The organism is Actinoallomurus vinaceus (genome assembly GCF_039542055.1).
In the GTDB taxonomy this organism is placed as follows: domain Bacteria; phylum Actinomycetota; class Actinomycetes; order Streptosporangiales; family Streptosporangiaceae; genus Actinoallomurus; species Actinoallomurus vinaceus.
This window is the reverse complement of sequence record NZ_BAABHK010000004.1, coordinates 480272-499468: the sequence shown is the minus strand read 5'-3', so window position 1 is coordinate 499468 and position 19197 is coordinate 480272. Positions and strand designations below refer to the sequence as shown.

The window sequence follows — 19197 nt, the reverse complement described above, 5'->3', positions numbered from 1 at the left end:
TCGTGGTCCTCGTGCTGCTGGTGGTCTACCTCGCGTCCCTAGTCCTGAAAGGGGTCTGATGACCAATGCGAGATCCCCGGACGAGCTGGGCCGCCTCGTTGACCGGCACGACGTCGAACTGCGCGAATTCCGCCGGGACTACATCACCAAGGAGCTCGTGCTCACCATGCTCGGCGGCCTCACCGACCGGGTGCTGCGCCTGGAGCAGGACAAGGCGTCGCGCCGGAACGCGCTGCTGGCGATCACCGGAACGCTTGTCGGTGTGCTCGCGAGTGCGGCCATCACATGGCTGATCACCACGAAGGGCGGCGGGCATTGACACGCAGGAACGCGATCGAGGGCGCCGGGTACTTCACGGCCCCGGCGGTGCTGGTCATCGGTGGATCCCTGGCGACGCTGGCGCTCACTGGTGTCCAGCACGGCTCGTACGGCGGTGAGGCCGCCCAGCCGGGCCCGCAGCCGACGGTGACGGTGACCGCGACGCAGGCCGAGCAGACGCCGGCCCCGTCGCCGTCTCGTACGGCCCGGGAGCGTGCGGTCGTCGCGGCCGAGCCCGCGGCACGGCCGGGCACGGGCGGCGGAGGCGCGGCGGCGAACACCCGGCGCGGCGGCGGCACCCGCTCGAGCACGGCCCCGCGGCCGGCGCCCGGCCCGTCGACGTCGCCGCCCGCTATGCAGCCGTCCCGGTGCGACTCCGGTCATGTCCTGTCCGTGCGGCTACCCCTCGGCGTGCTGCCCCAGTGCGCCGTCACGATCGGAGGATCCAGGTGAGCGAACCGATACCGCCCAACGCGCGGGGCCTGGCGCCTGTGCGGCCGGAGGACGGCCCGCAGGACGTCCCCCAGGAGCCGGGCAGTGTCGTGCCCGACGAGGGCGAGGGCGAGTGAGCGCCCGCGACGCCTTCCTCAACATGGCGCGCTCTCAGCTTGGCTACCACGAGGCCGCCAACGGACACACGAAGTACGGCCAGTGGTACGCCGACCGACACCACGACCAAGCCTTCGCGGACGCCAACTGGTGCGACATGGGCGCCTCCTGGTGCGCCGCGCAGATCGGTGCCGGCGCGGTCGTCGGCGAGTACGCCTACACCCCGTGGCACGCTCAGTGGTTCGCCCAGCAAGGCCGGTGGGGCCACACTCCGCACCCGGGTGACCTGGTTTTCTACAGCTGGTCGGGGCCCCTCACGATCACCGAGATCGAGCACGTCGGCATTGTCGAGGCCGTACGCGGTGACGGGCGGATCGTCACGATCGAGTTCAACACGTCCGATGCCTGCCTGCGCCGCGTCCGCACCCCGGCCGGCATCGTCGTCGGCTACGGCTCGCCGGACTGGGAAGCCGTCGACAGCGCGGACGACGTGCTCGAGGTGGTGAGCCTCGGATGCTGACAGGTGTCGACGTCTCCAGCTACCAGGGCGCCTACGACTGGGGCAAGGCCAAGCGGAACCGCGTGGCGTTCGGGATCGTGAAGGCGACGGAGGGCCTGACGATCCGCGACTCGCAGTTCGCCCGGAACTGGCGCGAGCTCAAACGCGTCGGCCTCGTCCGCGGGGCTTACCACTTCGGGCACCCGAAGAACGACCCGGTCGCCGAAGCGGAGTTCTTCTACTCGGTGATCGGACCCGTGCTCGAGGACGGCGACCTCGTCGTCCTGGACCACGAGGCGAGCGATGGCCAGTCGCCCGGCCGGTGCTCGAGCTGGGCGCAGGCGTTCACCGCCCACCTCGAGCTCCGCGGCTTGGCGCCGATCGTGTACACGTTCCTGTCCTTCGCGGAGGAGGGCCGTTGCGCCGGGCTCGGCGGGCGGCCGCTGTGGATCGCCGACCCGTCCCGCCCGGCCGGGCAGCCGCGGGTGCCGGGCCCGTGGACGTCGTGGGTGATGCATCAGTACAGCGAAACCGGCGGTATCGACCGCGACGTGTTCAACGGAGACGCCGCCGCCTGGCGTGCGCTCGGACAGATAGCTCAGCAGGAGGACGATATGGCGGATGCGGTAAGCCTCGGCGTCGGCGCGGGCCAGGAGGTGCCCGCCAAGGGCGTCCTTCAGGTGACCTGGGCCAAGGAGTTCTCCGACGCGCACGCCCACCACGGCGACAACGGTCTCAGCGTCATCGTGGCCGACAAGCTGTGGGGGTACTTCACCACGACCATCGACGTGACCGGCCTGAAGCCCGGCGACACCTACGACGTGGAGTTCGCGCGGGTGTCCCGGCCAGCCAAGGCGGACGACGCCTGGTCGTACAAGGACGACGGCGGCGGCTCACGGTGCACGTTCGACCGGCCGCGGGCGGTGCACTCCTACCAGTTCGCCCTCGACGGAGACACGCGCGGACGGGTGTGGATCCACAACCCGAACGACTACCCGATCACCGTGACCGGCGGGGCCTTCAAGGCTGCCCTGCTGAAGTACTGACGCGATGGCCGACGAGCTGCCGCGCGTCGATCGGGACGAGGACGATCACCCCGTCTGGGTTCACTACTGCTCGGGCACGTCGCCGGGATTCGATCCGGTGGCCCGTGTGACGCTGCCGCTCGGCCCGCAGGGCTGGGAGTGGACCGGCGACGGCGGGCTGACGCCCTCGATCCTGTGCCACAACTGCGGTGTGCACGGCTTCTGGGTCGGCGGCGAACGGCCGTCCTGGCGCGACTGCTGACCTTCCCTGTCCCCCTCGCCCCGCCAGCGCGCGGGGCTTCGTCATCTCTGGAGCCAGATGAGCATCACGTTCCGCGGTGGCCGGCGGCCGCCACACTCGGAGGACGCCCGGCCGCGGCTGCATCTCGGGCCGTTCCTCACCGGGACGTACCCGAAGCCGCCGGTCAAGGTCGACTACGTCAGCGCCGTCGACGAGTGGCCGATGTACGGCAACGACCAGTACGGCGACTGCGTGTGGGCGATGATCGGCCACACCATTGAGGCGGCCACCGCGTACGGCCAGGGCCGCACGGTGAAGGTCTCCGAGGCTGACGTGCTGCGCGGCTACAGCGACGTCACGGGCTTCGACCCGGTCGACCCGTCCACCGACCAGGGCACGGTGATCCAGGACGCCCTGGACTACTGGCGCAAGACCGGCGTCGGCGGGCACCAGATCCTGGCGTTCGCGCAGGTCGACATCCACGACCCCGGCGAGGTCGACGCGGCGCTGTGGCTGTTCGGGCACCTGCAGCTCGGCATCAACTTCCCGGCCGTGGCGATGGACCAGTTCGACGCCGGGCAGCCGTGGGACGTCGTGAAGAACGACGGCGGGATCGAGGGCGGCCACGCGATCGACCTCGGGTACGTCCTCGGCAACCCGCCGCAGCTCGTCGGCCGGGCCGCGAACGGCAACTACCGGATCATCACCTGGGGCCGCGTGCAGGAGATGACGCCCGCCTTCTGGGGCCGCTACGTCGAAGAGGCGTGGGTGGTCGTCACGCCGGAGTGGATCAGCCAGAAAGGGACCTCACCGGAAGGGCTCGACGTGGCCGCGTTGGGTGAGGCGTTCACGGCGATGACCGGCGAACCCAACCCGTTTCCGGTCCAGCCCGCCCCCGGCCCGGCGCCCGGGCCTTCTCCGGCGCCTGTGGACGTGGCTGACCAGGCTCTGGCGGATGCTGTCCGGCCGTGGCTGAGGTTGCGGCACCGCGGCACGAACGCCGACGCTGCCCGGGCGCTGAAGACCTGGCTGACGGCCAAGGGCCTCTGACCCGCGCGGCCATGCCAACAACCATGTCAACTAGCAAGGAGTGAGCATGCGGGACCTCTCGGAGCGCCACCTGTCCACGCAGCAGATCGCGCGGTACTTCGAGTACGCGCACCTGAAGACCCCGCTACGGCAGGTCTCGCAGCGATGCCACGACCTCGCCGAGCAGATGATCGGCGATCTCCCCGACGGCCCGGAGCTCACCGCCGGGCTGCGCAAGCTCCTGGAGGCGAAGGACTGCTTCGTCCGCGCCTCCCTCGACACCGCCCAGGAAGGACCCACCTCATGAAGTACGCCAAGCTCTATGCCGCGCTGCTGGCCGCCGCCGGCGTCGTCGCCTCGTCCGGTCTGCTGCATGGCACGCCCGAGCTCGTCCTGAACACCGTCATCGCCGCCGTCGGTGCGGCGCTGGTGTACCTCGTGCCCAACGCGCAGACGAAGGTGATCCCGGGCCGCGTCGAGGAGAGCCACTACCCGCGGCCGTAGTCGACCCCGGCCTCCACAAACGAGAGCCGCCCCGCACCTCTTCGGAGGGCGGGGCGGCTTCTTCGTGTCTGGGGGTTCAGCGCCTGGCGCTCTCAGCCGGTGACGTGCCGTAGGTACAGGTCGGGCTTGGCCATGAACCGCTTCCAGTGGTCGACGAGCTGCAGCTTCTCCCAGGCGGTGCGGCGGAGGCCATGGTCGTCGAGTTCGATGATGTCCGCGCCGGGCGTGGCCGCCAGGACCGGCGAGTGAGTGGCGCAGATGATCTGCCCGCCGACCGCTGCGAGGTGGTCCATGAGGGCGACCAGGCGCAGGCAGGAGGTGAAGGACAGGGCGGCCTCGGGCTCATCCATCAGGTACAGGCCAGGGTCGTTGAACATGGCCTCCAGCACGGTGAAGAACCCCTCACCGTGGCTTTGCTCGGTGAGGGGTTCCTCCCAGAAGCCGTACATCCCCGAGACGTTCTGTCCGAGGTTGAACAGCGTCTCGGCGCGGAAGAAGAATCCGGAACGGCGGCGGCGCGGGCCGCTGAGGAGTCTGAGCCCGTTCGAGGTCAGATCGGTGCGCAGCACCTCGCCGAGCGGGGTCGACTCGCCGGTGCTGGCGTACTTGGTGCCGGCCTTGCCGCCCTGGGAGGAGATCTTGCAGGCGCCGGCGATCGCCTCCACGATCGTGGACTTGCCCGACCCGTTCTCCCCGACCAAGAACGTGACAGGTCGCTCGAACGACAAGCCGTGCTCGGCGAGGTGCTGGACCGGCGGCAGGGTGAATGGCCACGCAGGCCGGTCGTCGGGGTCGAGGTAGATACGGGTCAGCAGCATCAGGCATCCAGGATGCGGTCGGCGTGCTCATGCAGCGGTACGGCCAGGTCGAGGTAGTCACCTCGGTCGATACGGCGGAGCATGTGCCCGATCACGCACAACTGTGCGTACCGGCCTTCCGGCGGCTCCAGGACGTCGGCGAAGGTGTCGCGCACCTGCCGCGCCATGTCCGGTACGAGCAGGCTGTGGCAGTACAGGCTGGCCGCACCATACCCGGCCGGGGCACGGCCCCAGTGCTCCCAGTCCAGGACCCACAGGCGCGGCGAGGTGACATTGGCCCAGTGCATATCCATGTGCTCGGTACTCCATGCCGGGCGCAGGTGGTCGGCGCGGGCGCCGAAAAAGACCCGTAGCGTCGGCTCGTACCAGCCGGGGTTCTCCGCGCCGCGGCGGGTTGTCTGCCCGGCGAGGGCGTCCAGGGCGCCACGCAAGCTCTTCCACCACGAGCGAGGCAGGTCGAGAGGCTGGCGGAGTTCGGGTGTCGGCGAGCAGGGCCGGTCAGGTACGAAGGTCATGAGCTCCGCGTAGATCATGACCTCCGCCTCGTCCCATTCGATCCGGTCCAGCAGCGATGGCTTGGGTATGCCGGTCAGGTGCGCGGCGTCCTGGTTACCGGTCCACTCCTCACTGGTGGTCCAGTCGCGATGCTCGGCCGTAGCCCGCAGCCACACCGGCTCCCCTTCCTTCAGAGCGGGGGCGCCTATCGTGCGGTCCCGCCAGCCGAACACCGCCTCACCTGCCAGCCGCGCGCCCAGCCGGTCAGCGGCTTCGGCCAGCACGCGACGTAGGAAAGCCCGCTGCGGCTCCTCCTCGGCCTGCTCGCCGGTCATCGATCCCCCGATTGGTGTCTAGCGTGTTGGCCTGCACTGGTTCGGACGGCAGCTCATGTCAGGACTGCACGTCCGATCCTTCGGGCTACACGGCCCACAGGTGTAGGACGGGGCGCAGGTCCCTTTCGGACGGCAGTTGGATTGCGGGTTGCAGGCAGGGCTGCAGCTCGGTCCGCACTGCGGGTTGCACATCTTCGGGGTACACGGCGCCTCGATCGGTTCGAAGTGCGCGTCCAGGTGTTCGGTCACTGACGCCATCTGCGGGCCGGCCACGATGTCGCTGAGCGTGCTGTCGTTGACGTTCCCGATCGGGAGCCAGCGTGCCATCACGCATGGCCACACAGTACCGTCCGGGCCAACGGCGACGTTGCCGCTCGTGCAAGCGCCGCACAGCTGGTCAACGTCCTGCGGACGGTCGCGGACGCCTCGGCCGATTTGCCGCAGGTCGTCGTACCCGATGTCGGTGACGCCGAGGTCGGCGAGCATGGCCTCGGCCTGGCGGGTGCGCTGGCCGTCGAGGACGCCGATGATGCCGACCCGCAGCGGGATGGACCGGCGCACGGCTTCGGCGATGTTCGCGCGGGTGCGGAGGTGGCCCGGTCGCCGGGTGATGGCGGCGTGCTCGAGGGGATCGTCGGAGTACCAGGAGGTCGCCAGGCTCACTCCGGGCCGGGTGAAGGTGTCCCACAGGTCGTCGCGGACGTGCACGAGGTTGCTGAACACCTCGACGTCCAGACCGCGCTCCAGGCCGTGGTCGACGAGCTCGGGCAGCGCCGGATGGAGGGTGGGTTCCCCACCGATGAACTGGATCAGCTCAACGCCGAGCGAGACGGCCTCATCGATGACCCGGCGCCAGTCCGGCACGGTCATCGTGCCGTGCGTGCCGGACGGGCCCGATCCGGCATAGCAGTGGTCGCATTGCAGCTGGCACTTACCTGTGATCTCTAACCACATGAACCGCATCTGTTGATGATGCATCCGAGGCTCCTTCTAGTGAAGATCTGGCCACGGCCCCGGGCGCCCGCGCAGCGACCCGGGGCCGTGGCGGTCAGGACGGGGCGGCGCTCGTATCCCTCAACTGCGCGAAGGCAATGCCCGCGTACGTCTGCGCCGCCTCGAACAGGTTGCCCGCATGCGCCAGGTAGAGCTGCGCGTCGTTGTGCTCCGGCCCGGTGTACTCGAAGAGACGGTCGATGACCACCTGGATCTGCCGGCCGCGATCGCCCAGCTCTCGCAGATGCTCGGCGAGCGCCGCCAGGTCGCTCGGCTTGGCCTCCGTCCGCGCGGCCTGCTCCAGGACCTCGAGCTGTCTGCCGGTGTAGACGAGCCGTTTGGCCAGCGTCATCGTCGTCATCGGTTCTCCGCCACGCCGCGGCGGATGGCGGCGACCTCGACGCAGGATGCGTTGCTGCCGCTGCGGTCGCTCTTGCCCCAGGTGACGCCGTGCTGATCGATGGTGGTGATCATGTTTGTCCTCTCTGTTCGGTTCGGTGATGACCGCGGCCCCGGCGCCCGCGAAAACAACCGGGGCCGCGGCATGGGGCCGCCGAGAGGTCGCAATGTCCCGAAGTCCCCTCTCGGCGGCCCGTCGCCCGGCAGGCGCAGCGGTCGATTGCTGCCGGGACGCCTGGGGGCCGCCGGGGAGCGCTGGGCTTCCACTCCCCGCGCTCGACCCGGCGGCGTGGTCCCGGCAGTGGATGCGTCTGTACCTGCCGGGACATCTGGCCCGTACGGCCGAGACACGGGGGCGATCGGCCGTACGGGGGTCTAGGTGTCCTTCTCCAGATCGGCGAGGAACTTCCGGGCCTTCTCCGGCTCCTCGGCGATCATCTGCCGCAGCCGCTCATCCCAGTAGGTCTCGCCTCGTCGCCGCTTCGGCTGCTCATCGGGCGCCCTGCGGTACGCGATAGGGAGCGCGTTCAGCGTGTCGACGAAGTCGTTGTACTGGTCGGCGAGCGCGACCATGCGCCGCATGTGCTCGGGGCCGACGCTCACGCGGGTGCCCCGATCTGCTCGAGCTCGGCGGCGCGGCACCGGTACAGGAGTCGCTGCCGGTTGCGGTCGCAGATGATCAGCGGCTCATGCCCGAACAGCGCGAACGCTGCGAACTCGCGGCGGTACCGGCACCACATGACCAGCCACTGACGACATAGGTCCTGGATCTCGGCAAGCTGCTCGGGGCTTGGGTCGGGGGCGCAGGCCGGGATGTCGGCGATCGTGTCGTCGACCATCGGACGCCGGGCCGGGCCGGGCCGGACGAGCAGCCAGGCGACAGCGGCGAGGAATCGGCGGATCATCGCGGCACCCCGATCTCATGCAGCTCCCGCTTGGTCAGCGTCACGCCGGGCGCGACGACCAGGACGTGCACGGTCTTGCCGTGCTCGGTGTAGGTGGGCCACACATCGCGGGCGTGCTCGCAGACGATGCCCAGGCCTCGGCCGCTGAGGGCGGTCAGGTCACCGACGGCGGGGATGTGGAGGGGGCGCGGGTCGGGGTCGGTGACGGCGAGGTGCACGTACCGGGCGGTGACGGTCACCTCGACGCTGACCGGCCACAGGTCGTCCGTCCACTCCCGCTGCCCGGAGCCGTGGACGATCGCGTTCGTGACGACCTCGCTGGTGATCAGGGCGATGTCGTATGGGTCGTGCGCCGAGTGGCCGGCCACGGCTTTGGCGGCGTGCTGGCGGGCCTGGCGTACGGCGTCGGGCCGCGCATGGAGCGGGAGGAATATCGGCGCCGGTTCGGTGGGGGAAGCGGGGCGGTCGGTGAGGACCGCAGGGTCAGGTGTCACGGGGGATCAACTCCCCAGGTAGGGGTGCCCGGCTGGCAAGGCCGAGCGTGCGGCTTAGGTACAGGGCTTATCATGCTCCCGGCATACCTAACTCGCAAGACCTAACTTGAGTCGCGCACCTATAGTCACGAATGTCGGGTTTCCATGAACGTGATTACGGAGTGCATTACCATCACCTCACCTAGCCACTCCGAGCTACCGGAGACACCCATGCCAACCCGCGAAAGTCCGACCCTGCGCCGCCGTCGCCTCGCGCAGCAGCTCCGCAATCTGCGCGAGGATTCCGGCCTCAAGAGTGCTGAGGTTGCCGCGCGGCTGGAGTGGGCGCCGAGCAAGCTCACCCGCATGGAGCGGAACGAGGGCAAGCGGCCGGATCCGCGCGACATCCGGGACCTGTGCGAGGTGTACGAGGTCGACGATGCTCAGCGCGACCGCCTGGTGCAGCTTGCCCGTGATGGCCGCAAGCGCGGATGGTGGGACCCGTACGACAAGGTGCTGCCCGAAGCGACGACCGCGTTCATCGGCCTGGAGGCTGAGGCGGCGAGCGTCCTCGTTTTCGAGGCGCTGGCCATCCCGGGCTTGCTTCAGACCCCGGAGTACGCCGACGCCGTGAACCGCGGTGGCGCGACGAAGCTGCCCGACGAGCAGATCCAGGCGCGTGTCGACGTCCGGATGCGACGACAGAAGGCGCTGCATGAGGATCCGCCGCTGGAGGTCGTCGCGGTCATCGATGAGGCCGTACTGCACCGCACCGTCGGCGATCCCGAGGTGATGCGCGGCCAGATTGAGCACCTGCGGCAGGTTGCCCGGCGCCCGAACGTCACCGTTCAGGTCATCCCGTACGACGCTGGCGCGCACGCGAGCATGTCCGGCAGCTTCAACATCCTGCAGTTCCCCGAGCCCGGCGATCTCGACGCTGTGTTCGTCGACCTGGTCGCCGGCGAGATGTTCATCGAGGAACCGGCCGAGGTGAAGCGGTACCACGCGGCGTTCCTGAATCTCGTCGGCGCTGCCGCGAGTCCAGCGAATACGCTGGACATGCTCACCAACCGGTGAGGGTGGACCGAATAGGAAGCCGTACCTATGCCAACGCCCCAAGATCTGTCTGATGCTGCCTGGAGGAAGAGCATCAGGAGCACCCAGAACGGCTCATGCGTCGAAGTCGCGACGCTGACCGTGCGCTCCGACGACGAGTAGTCCAGAAAAGGAAGAGGGGCCCCGGTGCTCGCCCGGTGGCCCCTTTTCCGTACCTTAGCCGCGTCCAGCGTACCCCGCCGGGCCGACAGATGTGGATCAGAAGCCGAGGCTGTGATCGCAGGAGACCACCGCGTACTGCCCGCTCGACTTCGCCGCCTTGACCTTGACCCCGTCCACGTCGATCTCGCACGTCACCGTGCCGCTGCCCTGGTTCTGCGCGGAGATGTCGACCATCGTGAACGCGTCGCGCTTCACCTTGAAGGACTTCGTCCACGGCAGGTGCGCGCCCTGCTGCTGCTCTTGGCCGCTGGCGGTGGAGTAGGTCACGTCCGCGGAGTCGGCGGTGCCGCCGACCCGGTATGTGATCGTGCGGAGGTTGCTCTTCGGCTTGGCGGCCTTCACGGGCGCCGAGGCGGGCGCGGATCCGCCGGCCGCGGGCGGGGTGGCGATGTTCGGGTCGGTGTCGTCGGTGGCCTTGCAGCCCGCGAGGGCGAGGACGGCGAGCATGGCGGCGGCGATGATGCGCATGGGGATCCCTTCGGTCGGAGGCAGGTGTAGGACGCCGCCCGGCGGAGTCCGGGTGGCGGTGGTTAGCGGAATGTGGCAATCCGGCTACGGACTGATCCAGCCCGCGAAGATCGCCACGAAGATCGAGACGCCAGCGAGCAGGAAGACCCGCGACAGCCAGCGCGCGGTGAAGTTCACCGCGGGCACGACGAGCCGGTCGTACAGGTGGGCGAGCGAGCAACCCGGCTGCTCGCAGATCGGGCAGACGCCCTCGGCCAGGTCGTTGCCGTAGTCCATGAGGGTGGTCATTGGATGCTCCGGTGGCTGTTGCGTGGCTGGTCGGCGTCGCGGCCCGGGGAGTCGTCGAGCAGGTACAGCTCGACGTACCGCCGCGCGCCGGGCCCGCGCCGGTTCTGGTACGGCCGTGAGATCTCCCCGGCCTGGACGCGGCCGTCGGAGAGCTCGGGCAGCAGCTGGGCGAGGAGCTCGGCGACCGCGCCGGCGTCGTCGTCCTGGCCGTCGAGGCGGACCCGGACGACGCGGACCTTCGGCGTGCCGCTCATGACAGCCACCTGTCCAGCTCCCGGCGCGCCGCGGCACGGACACGGCGGGCGTACGGCCGGACGTCGGCCACGGCCCGGCGTACGGCCTTGCGCGCGCCACGGGCGACCGGGCGGAGGGTGAGGCGCGTAGGGCCCGTGAGCGTGCGCCACAGGACGGCCAGCACGGCAAGCACCAGGCGGGCGGCGGCCAGGGAGTCGCGGCGGTCCGGCGTGGCCTCAGGTTCCCTGGGTTGGGGAGGGGGTGGCGGGTCCGATGTCGGCTTGTCCGGGCGGATCTCGATCACCATCGGCTGTGGCGGCGGCGCCGGCGCGGCGAACGTCGGCCGCGGGCGCTCGGCCGGCGGCGCGGGACGCTCGCCCTCCGGCGCGCTCGCGGCCCGGGCGGCCGCTGGCGGCTCGGGCTCATGCTTCGGCTCGGGCTTGGCGGCCTGGCGCTTGAGCCGGGCGAGGCGCCCGCGAGCGCGCCGGAGGGCGGCGGTCAGCTCGTCGGCGAGCCGGTCGACGTCGTCGAGGGTGGACGCGCCGTCGTGGCGGCCCAGGAGCTGGCGGAGTTCGTCGAGCAGATCGGCGGCTGTCGCGGACGGCGTGAGCGTCGCGGCGGTCATGTCGGCTCCTCGATTCGGTAAACGCGCCCCATCCTCGCTTTGGCGAGGTCGAAGCCGCTGCCCCGCTTGGGCATGCTCGCGGGAAAAAGACTGACCGTGACATGCCGGTTGGGCCACTCCTCACCACTGTTGAGGATCGCCGCGCGGACGCGGTCACGGGCCTCGTTCAGCGCGGCGTCGGGCAGGCCCACGAGGTGCAGGCCCGGGACGCCACTGGTGATCGCCGCCTCGACGTCGACGAGAGCCCCGTCCACGCCCAGGAGCGCGACGGCACGGGTACGGGCCAGGGCCATCGTCAGCACACTCCCTTCAGATGGTCGACGGTGAAGCGGCCGGGCCCGTCCGCGAGCAGGCCGATGACGTCGACGCGGGCGGTGGCGTGAGCGACGCCGTGGGCGGCGAGCCAGCGGCCCGCGAGGCGTCGTAATCGCGCGGCCTTGGCCGGCGTGACCGCCTCGACGGGCGTGCCGAAGACGGTGCTGGAGCGGGTCTTCACCTCACACACGACCAGCTCCCCGCCGTCGCGGGCCACGATGTCCAGCTCGCCCTCGCCGCATCGCCAGTTGCGATCGAGGATCTGCCAGCCGAGCCGGGCCAGGTGCTCGGCCGCCGCCTGCTCGCCCTGCCGTCCGAGTGCGTCCTTCGCGTTCATACGGCCTCGCTCCTTGCCCGATCAACCCACCCCGGCCGACCTCCCGGCGTCGGAGGAGTGGCCGGGCGCGCTGTGCTTATGATTCGAGCGCTCCGCTCGCTCATGCGCTCACCTCCGACGACGACGGTTCCGTACCGGCCACCTTCCGTGTTGCTCGAATCGCATTCTGTGGATAACCGGGCAGGGCCGGTGCGGTCGCTTGATTCACCGGGCCAGGTCGCGCACGGTGGGGCATGCACGGCGCCGGTGTCATCCCGCGCCGGGTTCCGGCCGGAGACGAGTCCGCGAGGGAGCAGATGGCAGCGAACGAGGAGATCGGCACCGAGTCCGCTGAGGTGTTCGGCGCGGCGGTGGCCGAGTTCGAACGGCATCTGCGCGCCGAGCGCGGTCTGTCCGCGCACACCGTCCGCGCCTACCTCGGAGACGTCACCGATCTGCTCGCGCACGCCCATCGCATGGGGCTGCGGGACCTGGCGGGCCTGGACGTGCGGATGGTGCGGGCGTGGCTGGCCGCGCAGCACGCGCTCGGCCGGTCGCGGGCCACGCTCGCCCGCCGTACGGCCTCGGTACGGGTGTTCACGGCGTACGCCCATCGCCGGGGGCTGCTGCCGATCGACCCCGGCCCGCTTCTGGGCACTCCCAAACAGGGGCGGACGCTGCCGCGTGTGCTGCGCCAGGACGAGGCCGCCGCACTACTCGACCGCAGACCGCCCCGCGGCCGGACGGCCGCCGCCGACGACCGTGCGTACGACTCCGAGCAACGCACCGACGGTCACGAGGAGCCTGCTTCGGACAACGGAACGGGTGGCCGCGGGGAGGGCGCGGCCGGTCACCCGGGGAGCGTTTCCGCGAACGCTGCGGGCGGTCATGGCAAGGGCACCCCTGGGGGCGCTGCGAACTCCGACGGCGGGTCGCTGGGGGAGGGGAGCGGAGCTCCGGAAAGCGGCGTGGACGCCGTCGCGTTGCGGGATCAGGCGGTGCTCGAACTGCTCTACGGCTCCGCCATCCGGATCGCGGAGCTGTGCGGGCTGGCCGTCGACGACGTCGACCTCGCCCGGCGCACGATCCGGGTGATCGGCAAGGGCGACAAGGAACGGACGGTCCCGATGAGCGCGCCGGCGGCGCGGGCCGTCGATGCGTGGCTGTGCCGGGGCCGCCCCGGCCTCGTACGTGATCGCAGCGGGCCTGCGCTCTTCCTCGGCACTCGCGGCGGCCGCTTGCATCCCACCGTCGTCCGGCGCGATCTGCATCGGCGGCTCGCGGAGCTGGGCCTGCCCGACATGGGGCCACACGGCCTGCGGCACAGCGCGGCCACCCATCTCCTGGAGGGCGGGGCGGACCTGCGCAGCGTCCAGGAGATCCTCGGACACTCCTCTCTCGCCACGACCCAGGTGTACACCCACGTCAGCGCGGAGCGGCTCAGAGCGGCCTACCGGCAGGCCCACCCCCGGGCGTAACCCCGTCTCCGGCACGGACATGTCCGGCGGGCCGCTCCATCTCGACCGATCCACGTCTCCCGGCCGGAATGCCCGGTCAACGGTTCCAGCCGAACCGAGAAATATCCCGTGCGCGGGGATGTGGGCCTGCAATTGCCGAGCATTAGGTACGTCCCCACGTCCGACGCCAGCGGTTCCGGCAGTGCCCGCGGCCCGACTCCGCCCCATATCTCCGCTTCAGAGGGTTATCGCCTCAGCGCCGCCGACGTCACCGGCGGGCGGTTCGCGGATCGGTGACCGCTCGCTGGGCCCGCTGTGGCCCTGCCGGCGTCACCGAGGACCGATCACCCGGGCCCGTGTGATCGGGACCCCGTGCGAGCGGGCTCCGGCGGCGGCGCCGACGGCGAGCGGGGATCTGGCCGCGACGGCGAACAAGGATCCGGGACACCACGATGGCCGCCGCTCCGGCGATGGCGATCGGGCCGGCCGACGGGCCGATGCCCGTTGCGGCGCTGACCGGCCGCGTCACCGGCGCTGTGACGGTCGGCCGTGTCCTCGCAGGTTCGGCGGGTGGTCGTGTCGGCGGGTGCGTCTCGGACGGCCGGAGGGACCGGATCGTCGGCGGCGCCCAGGGGTCGCCAAGGTCGGCACCGGAGGCGGGTGGCGGCGGAGACTGCGGCCACGGAACGGCTTCTGGGGGAGCGGCGGCCGGGGACGCGGCGTGCCACCAGGGCAGGAGGCGTACGGGACCGAGGCCGAGGAGCGAGAGCGGGTCGAGGTAGGAGCCGCCGCGCAGGAGCCCCCAGTGCAGGCAGCTCTCCTGCCCGCAGTGGCCGAGCACCCCTTCCACGACGCCGATCCGGGCGCCGGCCGCGACGATCTGCCCAGGGCGCACGGTGGGGCGTACGGGCAGGTAGGTCGTGCGGAGGGCGCCATGAGTGATCGTCACCACACCGCGGCCCGCCAGGTCGTGGGCGAAGGCGACCCGTCCCGCGCCGGCGGCGAAGACCGGACGGCCGGGAGGCGCGGCGAGATCGACTCCCCGGTGCCCGGCCTCCCACGGATGGGCGGGCGGGTCGAAACGGCGCAGCACCGGCGGTGGCGGGCGTAACGGCCACTGCCAGCCCGCGTCCGCCCCGCCGGGGAAGAACGCCGCCACGACCAGGAGAAACCCGGACCACACCATGGCACCGAGCATGCGCGCCCCCGGCCGTCCTCCGACAGGACCCAGGCCGAATCTGGGGAAAACCCCGGCGTTGGAGGCGTGGAGTCCACGGCGGGGTGAGCCGCCGGTACACTTGCCTCAACGGTCGCATGACCGAATTCACGCGTCCGCCGGCCACCGAGCATTGGTGGGGCGGCCCTCTCGGTCCATGACCACTCGTCATGGCAGGGGCGCACGGGCGCAGGCAAACAACCGGGACGTGGCCCGATACTGGGCCGGACAGGAGAACCACGGGCATGGCACCCGTCGTCACCATGAAGCAGCTGCTCGAGAGCGGCGTCCACTTCGGTCACCAGACCCGCCGGTGGAACCCGAAGATGAAGCGTTTCATCTTCACCGAGCGCAACGGCATCTACATCATCGACCTGCAGCAGTCGCTGTCCTACATCGACCGCGCCTTCGACTTCATCAAGGAGACGGTCGCCCACGGCGGCACGATCCTGTTCGTCGGTACGAAGAAGCAGGCGCAGGAGTCGATCGCGGAGCAGGCGCAGCGCGTCGGCATGCCGTACGTCAACCAGCGCTGGCTGGGCGGCATGCTCACCAACTTCTCCACGGTGCACAAGCGCCTCACCCGTCTGAAGGAGCTCGAGGAGCTCGACTACGACGACGTCGCGGGCTCGGGTCTGACGAAGAAGGAGCTTCTCATGCGCAAGCGTGAGAAGGACAAGCTCGAGCGCACCCTCGGCGGTATCCGCGACATGGCGCGCGTGCCCAGCGCGGTGTGGATCTGCGACACCAAGAAGGAGCACATCGCCGTCAACGAGGCCCGCAAGCTGGGCATCCCGGTGGTGGCGATCCTCGACACCAACTGCGACCCGGACGAGGTCGACTACCCGATCCCGGGCAACGACGACGCCATCCGCAGCGTCAGCCTGCTGACCCGCGTGGTCGCGGACGCCGTGGCCGACGGCCTGATGGCCCGCGCCGGCGCCGCGCCCTCCGGTGACGAGAAGCCCGCCGCCGTCGGTGCCGAGGAGCCCCTCGCGGAGTGGGAGCGGGAGCTCCTGCAGAGCAAGAAGGACGAGTCCGGCGAGACGGCCGAGGCCGCCCCGCAGGCCGAGGCCCCGCAGGCCGAGGCTCCGGAGGCCCAGGCCGAGGAGGCCCCGCAGGCCGAGGCCCCGCAGGCCGAGGCTCCGGAGGCCCAGGCCGAGGAGGCCCCGCAGGCCGAGGCCGCAGAGGCCGCGCCGGCCGCGGAGGCCGAGCAGCCGCAGACCGGTCAGGACTCCTGACGGCCCACGACCGACGACGAGAGAGACAAGACCACAATGGCGAACTTCACCGCCGCCGACGTCAAGAAGCTCCGGGACACCACCGGCTCCGGGATGATGGCCTGTAAGAAGGCCCTCGAGGAGGCCGAGGGCGACTTCGACAAGGCGGTCGAGCTGCTCCGTCTCAAGGGCGCCAAGGACGTCGGCAAGCGCGCCGAGCGCACCGCCGCCAACGGCCTGGTCGCCGAGTTCTTCAACGGCTCCGGCGACGGCGCGATCCTCGAGCTCAACTGCGAGACCGACTTCGTCGCCAAGAACGAGGGCTTCATCGCGCTGGCCGACCAGATCGTCGAGTTCGCCGCGAAGAGCGACGTGGCCGACCGCGACGCCCTGCTGGCCGCCGAGATCGAGGCGGGCAAGACCGTCCAGCAGCTGATCGACGAGAACAGCGCCAAGATCGGGGAGAAGCTCGAGCTCGGCCGCTTCGCCCACTTCAAGGGCGCGTACGTCGCCAGCTACCTGCACAAGTCGGACCCGTCGCTGCCGCCCGCCACGGGTGTGCTCGTCGAGCTCGACAGCGAGGCGCCCGAGGTGGCCAAGGAGATCGCGCAGCAGATCGCCGCGATGTCTCCGAAGTACCTCACCAACGAGGACGTCCCCTCCGACGTCGTCGCCAAGGAGCGGGCGCTCGCCGAGCAGATCACCCGCGACGAGGGCAAGCCCGAGCAGGCCATCCCGAAGATCGTCGAGGGTCGTGTGAGGGCCTACTTCAAGGACTTCGTCCTGGTGGAGCAGCCCTTCGTGAAGGACCCGAAGAAGAGCGTCGGTAAGGTCCTCCAGGACGCCGGGGTGAACGTCAAGCAGTTCGCCCGGTTCCGGGTCGGGCAGCTCTAAGACCCGCCCTGAGGACGCCCAGCCGCTGAGAGACAACGAAGGAGCCGCCGCCGTGCAGGAAGATCAGACCACCGACACGACGGCGGCTTCGTCGTCCCACCATGGCTGGAAGCGGGTGCTCCTCAAGCTCTCCGGCGAGGCGTTCGCCGGTGGCGACGCGCTCGGCATCGACCCCGCGGTCGTCCAGCACATCGCCGAGGCGGTCGCCGAGGTGGTGCGGGAGGGCGTGCAGGTCGCGGTGGTCTGCGGCGGCGGCAACATGTTCCGCGGCGCGCAGATGTCCGCCCAGGGCATGGACCGCGCCCGCAGCGACTACATGGGCATGCTCGGCACCGTGATCAACTGCCTCGCGCTGCAGGACTTCCTTGAGAAGCTCGGCCTGGACACGCGGGTGCAGACGGCGATCACGATGGGCCAGGTCGCCGAGCCGTACATCCCGCGCAGGGCCATCCGCCACCTCGAGAAGGGCCGTGTGGTGATCTTCGGCGCCGGCCTCGGCCAGCCGTTCTTCTCCACCGACACGGCCGCGGCGCAGCGGGCGCTGGAGATCGGCGCCGACGCCGTGCTGAAGGGCACCCAGGTGGACGGCGTGTACGACGCCGACCCGAAGAAGAACCCGGACGCCTTCCGGTTCGACCGGCTCGAGTACGGCGAGGTGCTGCAGCGCGGTCTGAAGGTCATGGACGCCACCGCGATCAGCCTTTGCATGGACAACGGCCTGCCCATCGTGGTCTTCGACCTGATGGGGCAAGGCAATATCGTGCGGGCCGTCCGCGGTGAGAAGATCGGCACATTGGTAAGTCCGGCGGAGAGCTGAACAAGGAGCCGAAGGTGATCGACGAGATCCTCCTCGAAGCCGAGGAGAAGATGGAGAAGGCCGTCACGGTCGCCAAGGATGACTTCAACGGCATCCGCACCGGCCGGGTGACGCCCGCGATGTTCAACAAGATCACGGCGGAGTACTACGGCACGCCGACGCCGATCAACCAACTGGCGTCGTTCACGCTGCCCGAGCCCCGCATGGTCATCGTCCAGCCGTACGACGCGAACTCCCTGAGCGCGATCGAGAAGGCCATCCGCGAGAGCGACCTCGGTGTCAACCCGGGCAACGACGGGAAGATCATCCGCGTGGTGTTCCCGGACCTGTCCGAGGAGCGCCGCAAGGAGTTCATCAAGGTGGCCGGGCACAAGGCGGAGGACGCGCGGGTCTCGATCCGCAACATCCGCCGGCATGCCAAGGACGCCCTCGACAAGCTCGCCAAGGGCGGCGACGCGGGCGAGGACGACGTGCGCCGCGGGGAGAAGGAGCTGGACGACTTCACGCACAAGCACGTCGCCAAGATCGACGAGATGCTCGAGCACAAGAAAGCCGAGTTGCTCGAGGTCTAGTGGGACTCGAGCAGGCCCCCACGCCCGCACCGGAGATCCCGGAGGCACAGGCGGAAGATACGGGCAAGAAGAAGCGTAGGCCGGGCCGGAACCTCCCCATCGCCGTCGGGGTCGGCCTGGGGCTGGGCGGCCTCGTGGTGGCGTCCCTCTACACCGTCAAGGAGATCTTCCTCGGCGTCGTCGTGGTCTTCCTCGGCGTCGCCGTATGGGAGCTCATCCGGGCGTTCGGGACCCGCGGCATCCGGATCGAGCCGGTCCCTCTCCTGGCCGGAAACCTGGCGATACTGGTCTGCACGTACGTCTGGGGGACCACCGGCCTGGTCGCGACGTTCGCCCTGACGGTGCTGGCGATCCTGCTGTGGCGGCTGACCGGAGGCCAGGAGGGCTACGTCCGGGACGTCACCGCGAGCGTCTTCACCGCAGCGTACGCCCCGTTCCTCGCCGGGTTCGTGGTCCTTATGCTGCACGCGGACGACGGTCCCAACCGCATCATCACCTTCATCGCGGTGACGATCGCCAGCGACATCGGCGGCTTCTTCGCGGGGACCTTCCTGGGCGCGCACAAGATGGCCCCGGCCATCAGCCCGAAGAAGACCTGGGAGGGGTTCACCGGCTCGTCCCTCACCTGCATGGCGGTGGGCGGGGTGCTGCTGCCCTGGCTGGTGCACGGCACCTGGTGGCAGGGTGTCATCGTCGGCGCCGCCGCCGTGTGCTCCGCCACGCTCGGCGACCTCATCGAGTCGATGGTCAAGCGGGATCTCGGCATCAAGGACATGGGGACCCTCCTGCCCGAGCACGGCGGTGTGATGGACCGCCTCGACTCGCTCCTCGCCACCGTCCCCGTCGTGTGGCTGCTCTTCCAGGCGTTCGTCCCCGCGTAACCGCACTTTGGGCGGCCCGGCGCTCCGGCCCGG

Annotated in this window: 30 protein-coding genes and 1 pseudogene; 16 read left to right on the top strand and 15 right to left on the bottom strand. The window is 70.3% G+C overall.

Annotation, left to right across the window (positions count from 1 at the left end):
* Window positions 1-58 precede the first annotated feature (58 nt).
* The 8 genes from ABEA24_RS17575 (at window position 59) to ABEA24_RS17540 (ending at window position 4165) form a co-directional block, all read left to right on the top strand.
* Complete coding sequence (locus ABEA24_RS17575; protein WP_345431933.1) at window positions 59-319, top strand: hypothetical protein; 261 nt, start codon at window positions 59-61, stop codon at window positions 317-319.
* Complete coding sequence (locus ABEA24_RS17570; protein ID WP_345431932.1) at window positions 316-771, top strand: hypothetical protein; 456 nt, start codon at window positions 316-318, stop codon at window positions 769-771. Before ABEA24_RS17575 ends, ABEA24_RS17570 begins: the two co-directional genes overlap by 4 nt.
* 112 nt (window positions 772-883) lie before the next feature.
* The gene (locus ABEA24_RS17565) at window positions 884-1387 is read left to right on the top strand and encodes a CHAP domain-containing protein (protein WP_345431931.1); all 504 of its coding nucleotides are present in this window, start codon (window positions 884-886) and stop codon (window positions 1385-1387) included.
* The gene (locus ABEA24_RS17560) at window positions 1381-2412 is read left to right on the top strand and encodes a glycoside hydrolase family 25 protein (protein ID WP_345431930.1); all 1032 of its coding nucleotides are present in this window, start codon (window positions 1381-1383) and stop codon (window positions 2410-2412) included. Before ABEA24_RS17565 ends, ABEA24_RS17560 begins: the two co-directional genes overlap by 7 nt.
* Window positions 2413-2416: 4 nt before the next feature.
* Window positions 2417-2653 carry a hypothetical protein gene (locus tag ABEA24_RS17555; protein WP_345431929.1) on the top strand — a complete coding sequence of 79 codons (237 nt, stop codon included), beginning with the start codon at window positions 2417-2419 and terminating at the stop codon, window positions 2651-2653.
* Between the two features lie 57 nt (window positions 2654-2710).
* Window positions 2711-3682: a hypothetical protein gene (locus ABEA24_RS17550; protein ID WP_345431928.1), complete on the top strand. Its 972-nt coding sequence runs from the start codon at window positions 2711-2713 to the stop codon at window positions 3680-3682.
* Window positions 3683-3728: 46 nt separating this feature from the next.
* Window positions 3729-3968: a hypothetical protein gene (locus ABEA24_RS17545; protein WP_345431927.1), complete on the top strand. Its 240-nt coding sequence runs from the start codon at window positions 3729-3731 to the stop codon at window positions 3966-3968.
* Entirely contained in the window at window positions 3965-4165 is a 201-nt protein-coding gene (locus ABEA24_RS17540) for a hypothetical protein (RefSeq protein ID WP_345431926.1), read from the top strand. Before ABEA24_RS17545 ends, ABEA24_RS17540 begins: the two co-directional genes overlap by 4 nt.
* A 92-nt stretch (window positions 4166-4257) precedes the next feature.
* On the opposite strand, the gene ABEA24_RS17535 is transcribed toward ABEA24_RS17540, so the two are convergent.
* The 8 genes from ABEA24_RS17535 to ABEA24_RS17500 all read right to left on the bottom strand — a co-directional run bounded on the left by ABEA24_RS17535 (window position 4258) and on the right by ABEA24_RS17500 (window position 8604).
* Entirely contained in the window at window positions 4258-4983 is a 726-nt protein-coding gene (locus ABEA24_RS17535; RefSeq protein ID WP_345431925.1) for an AAA family ATPase, read from the bottom strand.
* A complete protein-coding gene (locus ABEA24_RS17530; protein ID WP_345431924.1) occupies window positions 4983-5813 on the bottom strand; it encodes an aminoglycoside phosphotransferase in 831 nt (276 codons plus the stop codon). The genes ABEA24_RS17535 and ABEA24_RS17530 overlap by 1 nt, the downstream gene beginning before the upstream one ends.
* Before the next feature lie 18 nt (window positions 5814-5831).
* A complete protein-coding gene (locus ABEA24_RS17525) occupies window positions 5832-6791 on the bottom strand; it encodes a radical SAM/SPASM domain-containing protein (protein ID WP_345431923.1) in 960 nt (319 codons plus the stop codon).
* Window positions 6792-6861: 70 nt separating this feature from the next.
* Window positions 6862-7167: a hypothetical protein gene (locus tag ABEA24_RS17520; RefSeq protein WP_345431922.1), complete on the bottom strand. Its 306-nt coding sequence runs from the start codon at window positions 7165-7167 to the stop codon at window positions 6862-6864.
* Window positions 7164-7280, bottom strand: a complete 117-nt coding sequence (locus ABEA24_RS17515) for a DUF397 domain-containing protein (protein WP_345431921.1) — start codon at window positions 7278-7280, stop codon at window positions 7164-7166. The genes ABEA24_RS17520 and ABEA24_RS17515 overlap by 4 nt, the downstream gene beginning before the upstream one ends.
* Before the next feature lie 300 nt (window positions 7281-7580).
* Window positions 7581-7808: a hypothetical protein gene (locus tag ABEA24_RS17510; RefSeq protein ID WP_345431920.1), complete on the bottom strand. Its 228-nt coding sequence runs from the start codon at window positions 7806-7808 to the stop codon at window positions 7581-7583.
* Window positions 7805-8110, bottom strand: a complete 306-nt coding sequence (locus ABEA24_RS17505) for a hypothetical protein (protein WP_345431919.1) — start codon at window positions 8108-8110, stop codon at window positions 7805-7807. Before ABEA24_RS17505 ends, ABEA24_RS17510 begins: the two co-directional genes overlap by 4 nt.
* Window positions 8107-8604, bottom strand: a complete 498-nt coding sequence (locus ABEA24_RS17500; RefSeq protein WP_345431918.1) for an ATP-binding protein — start codon at window positions 8602-8604, stop codon at window positions 8107-8109. Before ABEA24_RS17500 ends, ABEA24_RS17505 begins: the two co-directional genes overlap by 4 nt.
* A gap of 144 nt (window positions 8605-8748) precedes the next feature.
* Between ABEA24_RS17500 and ABEA24_RS17495 the strand changes: the two genes are divergently transcribed.
* Together ABEA24_RS17495 and ABEA24_RS53550 are read left to right on the top strand one after the other, a co-directional pair.
* Complete coding sequence (locus ABEA24_RS17495; protein WP_345431917.1) at window positions 8749-9660, top strand: helix-turn-helix domain-containing protein; 912 nt, start codon at window positions 8749-8751, stop codon at window positions 9658-9660.
* A 27-nt stretch (window positions 9661-9687) separates the two neighbouring features.
* Window positions 9688-9801, top strand: a complete 114-nt coding sequence (locus ABEA24_RS53550; RefSeq protein ID WP_425551199.1) for a DUF397 domain-containing protein — start codon at window positions 9688-9690, stop codon at window positions 9799-9801.
* A gap of 96 nt (window positions 9802-9897) precedes the next feature.
* Here ABEA24_RS53550 and ABEA24_RS17490 read toward each other — a convergent pair whose 3' ends face one another.
* From ABEA24_RS17490 to ABEA24_RS17465, 6 genes and pseudogenes are all read right to left on the bottom strand, one after another.
* The gene (locus ABEA24_RS17490) at window positions 9898-10329 is read right to left on the bottom strand and encodes an MmpS family transport accessory protein (protein ID WP_345431916.1); all 432 of its coding nucleotides are present in this window, start codon (window positions 10327-10329) and stop codon (window positions 9898-9900) included.
* Window positions 10330-10413: 84 nt separating this feature from the next.
* On the bottom strand, window positions 10414-10617 hold the full coding sequence (locus tag ABEA24_RS17485) for a hypothetical protein (RefSeq protein WP_345431915.1): 204 nt from the start codon (window positions 10615-10617) through the stop codon (window positions 10414-10416).
* The gene (locus ABEA24_RS17480) at window positions 10614-10871 is read right to left on the bottom strand and encodes a hypothetical protein (RefSeq protein WP_345431914.1); all 258 of its coding nucleotides are present in this window, start codon (window positions 10869-10871) and stop codon (window positions 10614-10616) included. The genes ABEA24_RS17485 and ABEA24_RS17480 overlap by 4 nt, the downstream gene beginning before the upstream one ends.
* Window positions 10868-11476 (bottom strand): hypothetical protein, encoded by a 609-nt coding sequence (locus ABEA24_RS17475; RefSeq protein ID WP_345431913.1) that lies wholly within the window; start codon window positions 11474-11476, stop codon window positions 10868-10870. The genes ABEA24_RS17480 and ABEA24_RS17475 overlap by 4 nt, the downstream gene beginning before the upstream one ends.
* A gap of 35 nt (window positions 11477-11511) precedes the next feature.
* A pseudogene (locus ABEA24_RS17470) lies at window positions 11512-11769 on the bottom strand (magnesium chelatase domain-containing protein); the annotation flags it as partial.
* A 2-nt stretch (window positions 11770-11771) separates the two neighbouring features.
* Window positions 11772-12128, bottom strand: a complete 357-nt coding sequence (locus tag ABEA24_RS17465; protein ID WP_345431912.1) for a YraN family protein — start codon at window positions 12126-12128, stop codon at window positions 11772-11774.
* A gap of 296 nt (window positions 12129-12424) precedes the next feature.
* Here ABEA24_RS17465 and ABEA24_RS17460 point away from each other — a divergent pair, with 296 nt between their 5' ends.
* Complete coding sequence (locus ABEA24_RS17460; RefSeq protein ID WP_345431911.1) at window positions 12425-13585, top strand: tyrosine recombinase XerC; 1161 nt, start codon at window positions 12425-12427, stop codon at window positions 13583-13585.
* Between the two features lie 247 nt (window positions 13586-13832).
* Here the strand turns inward: ABEA24_RS17460 and ABEA24_RS17455 are convergent, their stop codons facing one another.
* Window positions 13833-14750, bottom strand: a complete 918-nt coding sequence (locus ABEA24_RS17455) for a M23 family metallopeptidase (protein ID WP_345431910.1) — start codon at window positions 14748-14750, stop codon at window positions 13833-13835.
* Window positions 14751-15025: 275 nt separating this feature from the next.
* On the opposite strand from ABEA24_RS17455, the gene rpsB reads away from it, so the two are divergent.
* Genes rpsB through ABEA24_RS17430 form a run of 5 tightly spaced genes read left to right on the top strand, consistent with a single transcriptional unit; the run spans window position 15026 to window position 19164 of the window.
* Window positions 15026-16021: a 30S ribosomal protein S2 gene (gene rpsB / locus ABEA24_RS17450; protein WP_345431909.1), complete on the top strand. Its 996-nt coding sequence runs from the start codon at window positions 15026-15028 to the stop codon at window positions 16019-16021.
* A 36-nt stretch (window positions 16022-16057) separates the two neighbouring features.
* On the top strand, window positions 16058-16894 hold the full coding sequence (tsf, locus tag ABEA24_RS17445; RefSeq protein WP_345431908.1) for a translation elongation factor Ts: 837 nt from the start codon (window positions 16058-16060) through the stop codon (window positions 16892-16894).
* Window positions 16895-16946: 52 nt separating this feature from the next.
* A complete protein-coding gene (pyrH, locus tag ABEA24_RS17440; protein WP_345431906.1) occupies window positions 16947-17711 on the top strand; it encodes a UMP kinase in 765 nt (254 codons plus the stop codon).
* A gap of 14 nt (window positions 17712-17725) precedes the next feature.
* A complete protein-coding gene (gene frr / locus ABEA24_RS17435) occupies window positions 17726-18283 on the top strand; it encodes a ribosome recycling factor (RefSeq protein WP_345431905.1) in 558 nt (185 codons plus the stop codon).
* Window positions 18283-19164, top strand: a complete 882-nt coding sequence (locus ABEA24_RS17430) for a phosphatidate cytidylyltransferase (protein WP_345431904.1) — start codon at window positions 18283-18285, stop codon at window positions 19162-19164. The genes frr and ABEA24_RS17430 overlap by 1 nt, the downstream gene beginning before the upstream one ends.
* The last annotated feature ends 33 nt before the right edge of the window (window positions 19165-19197 follow it).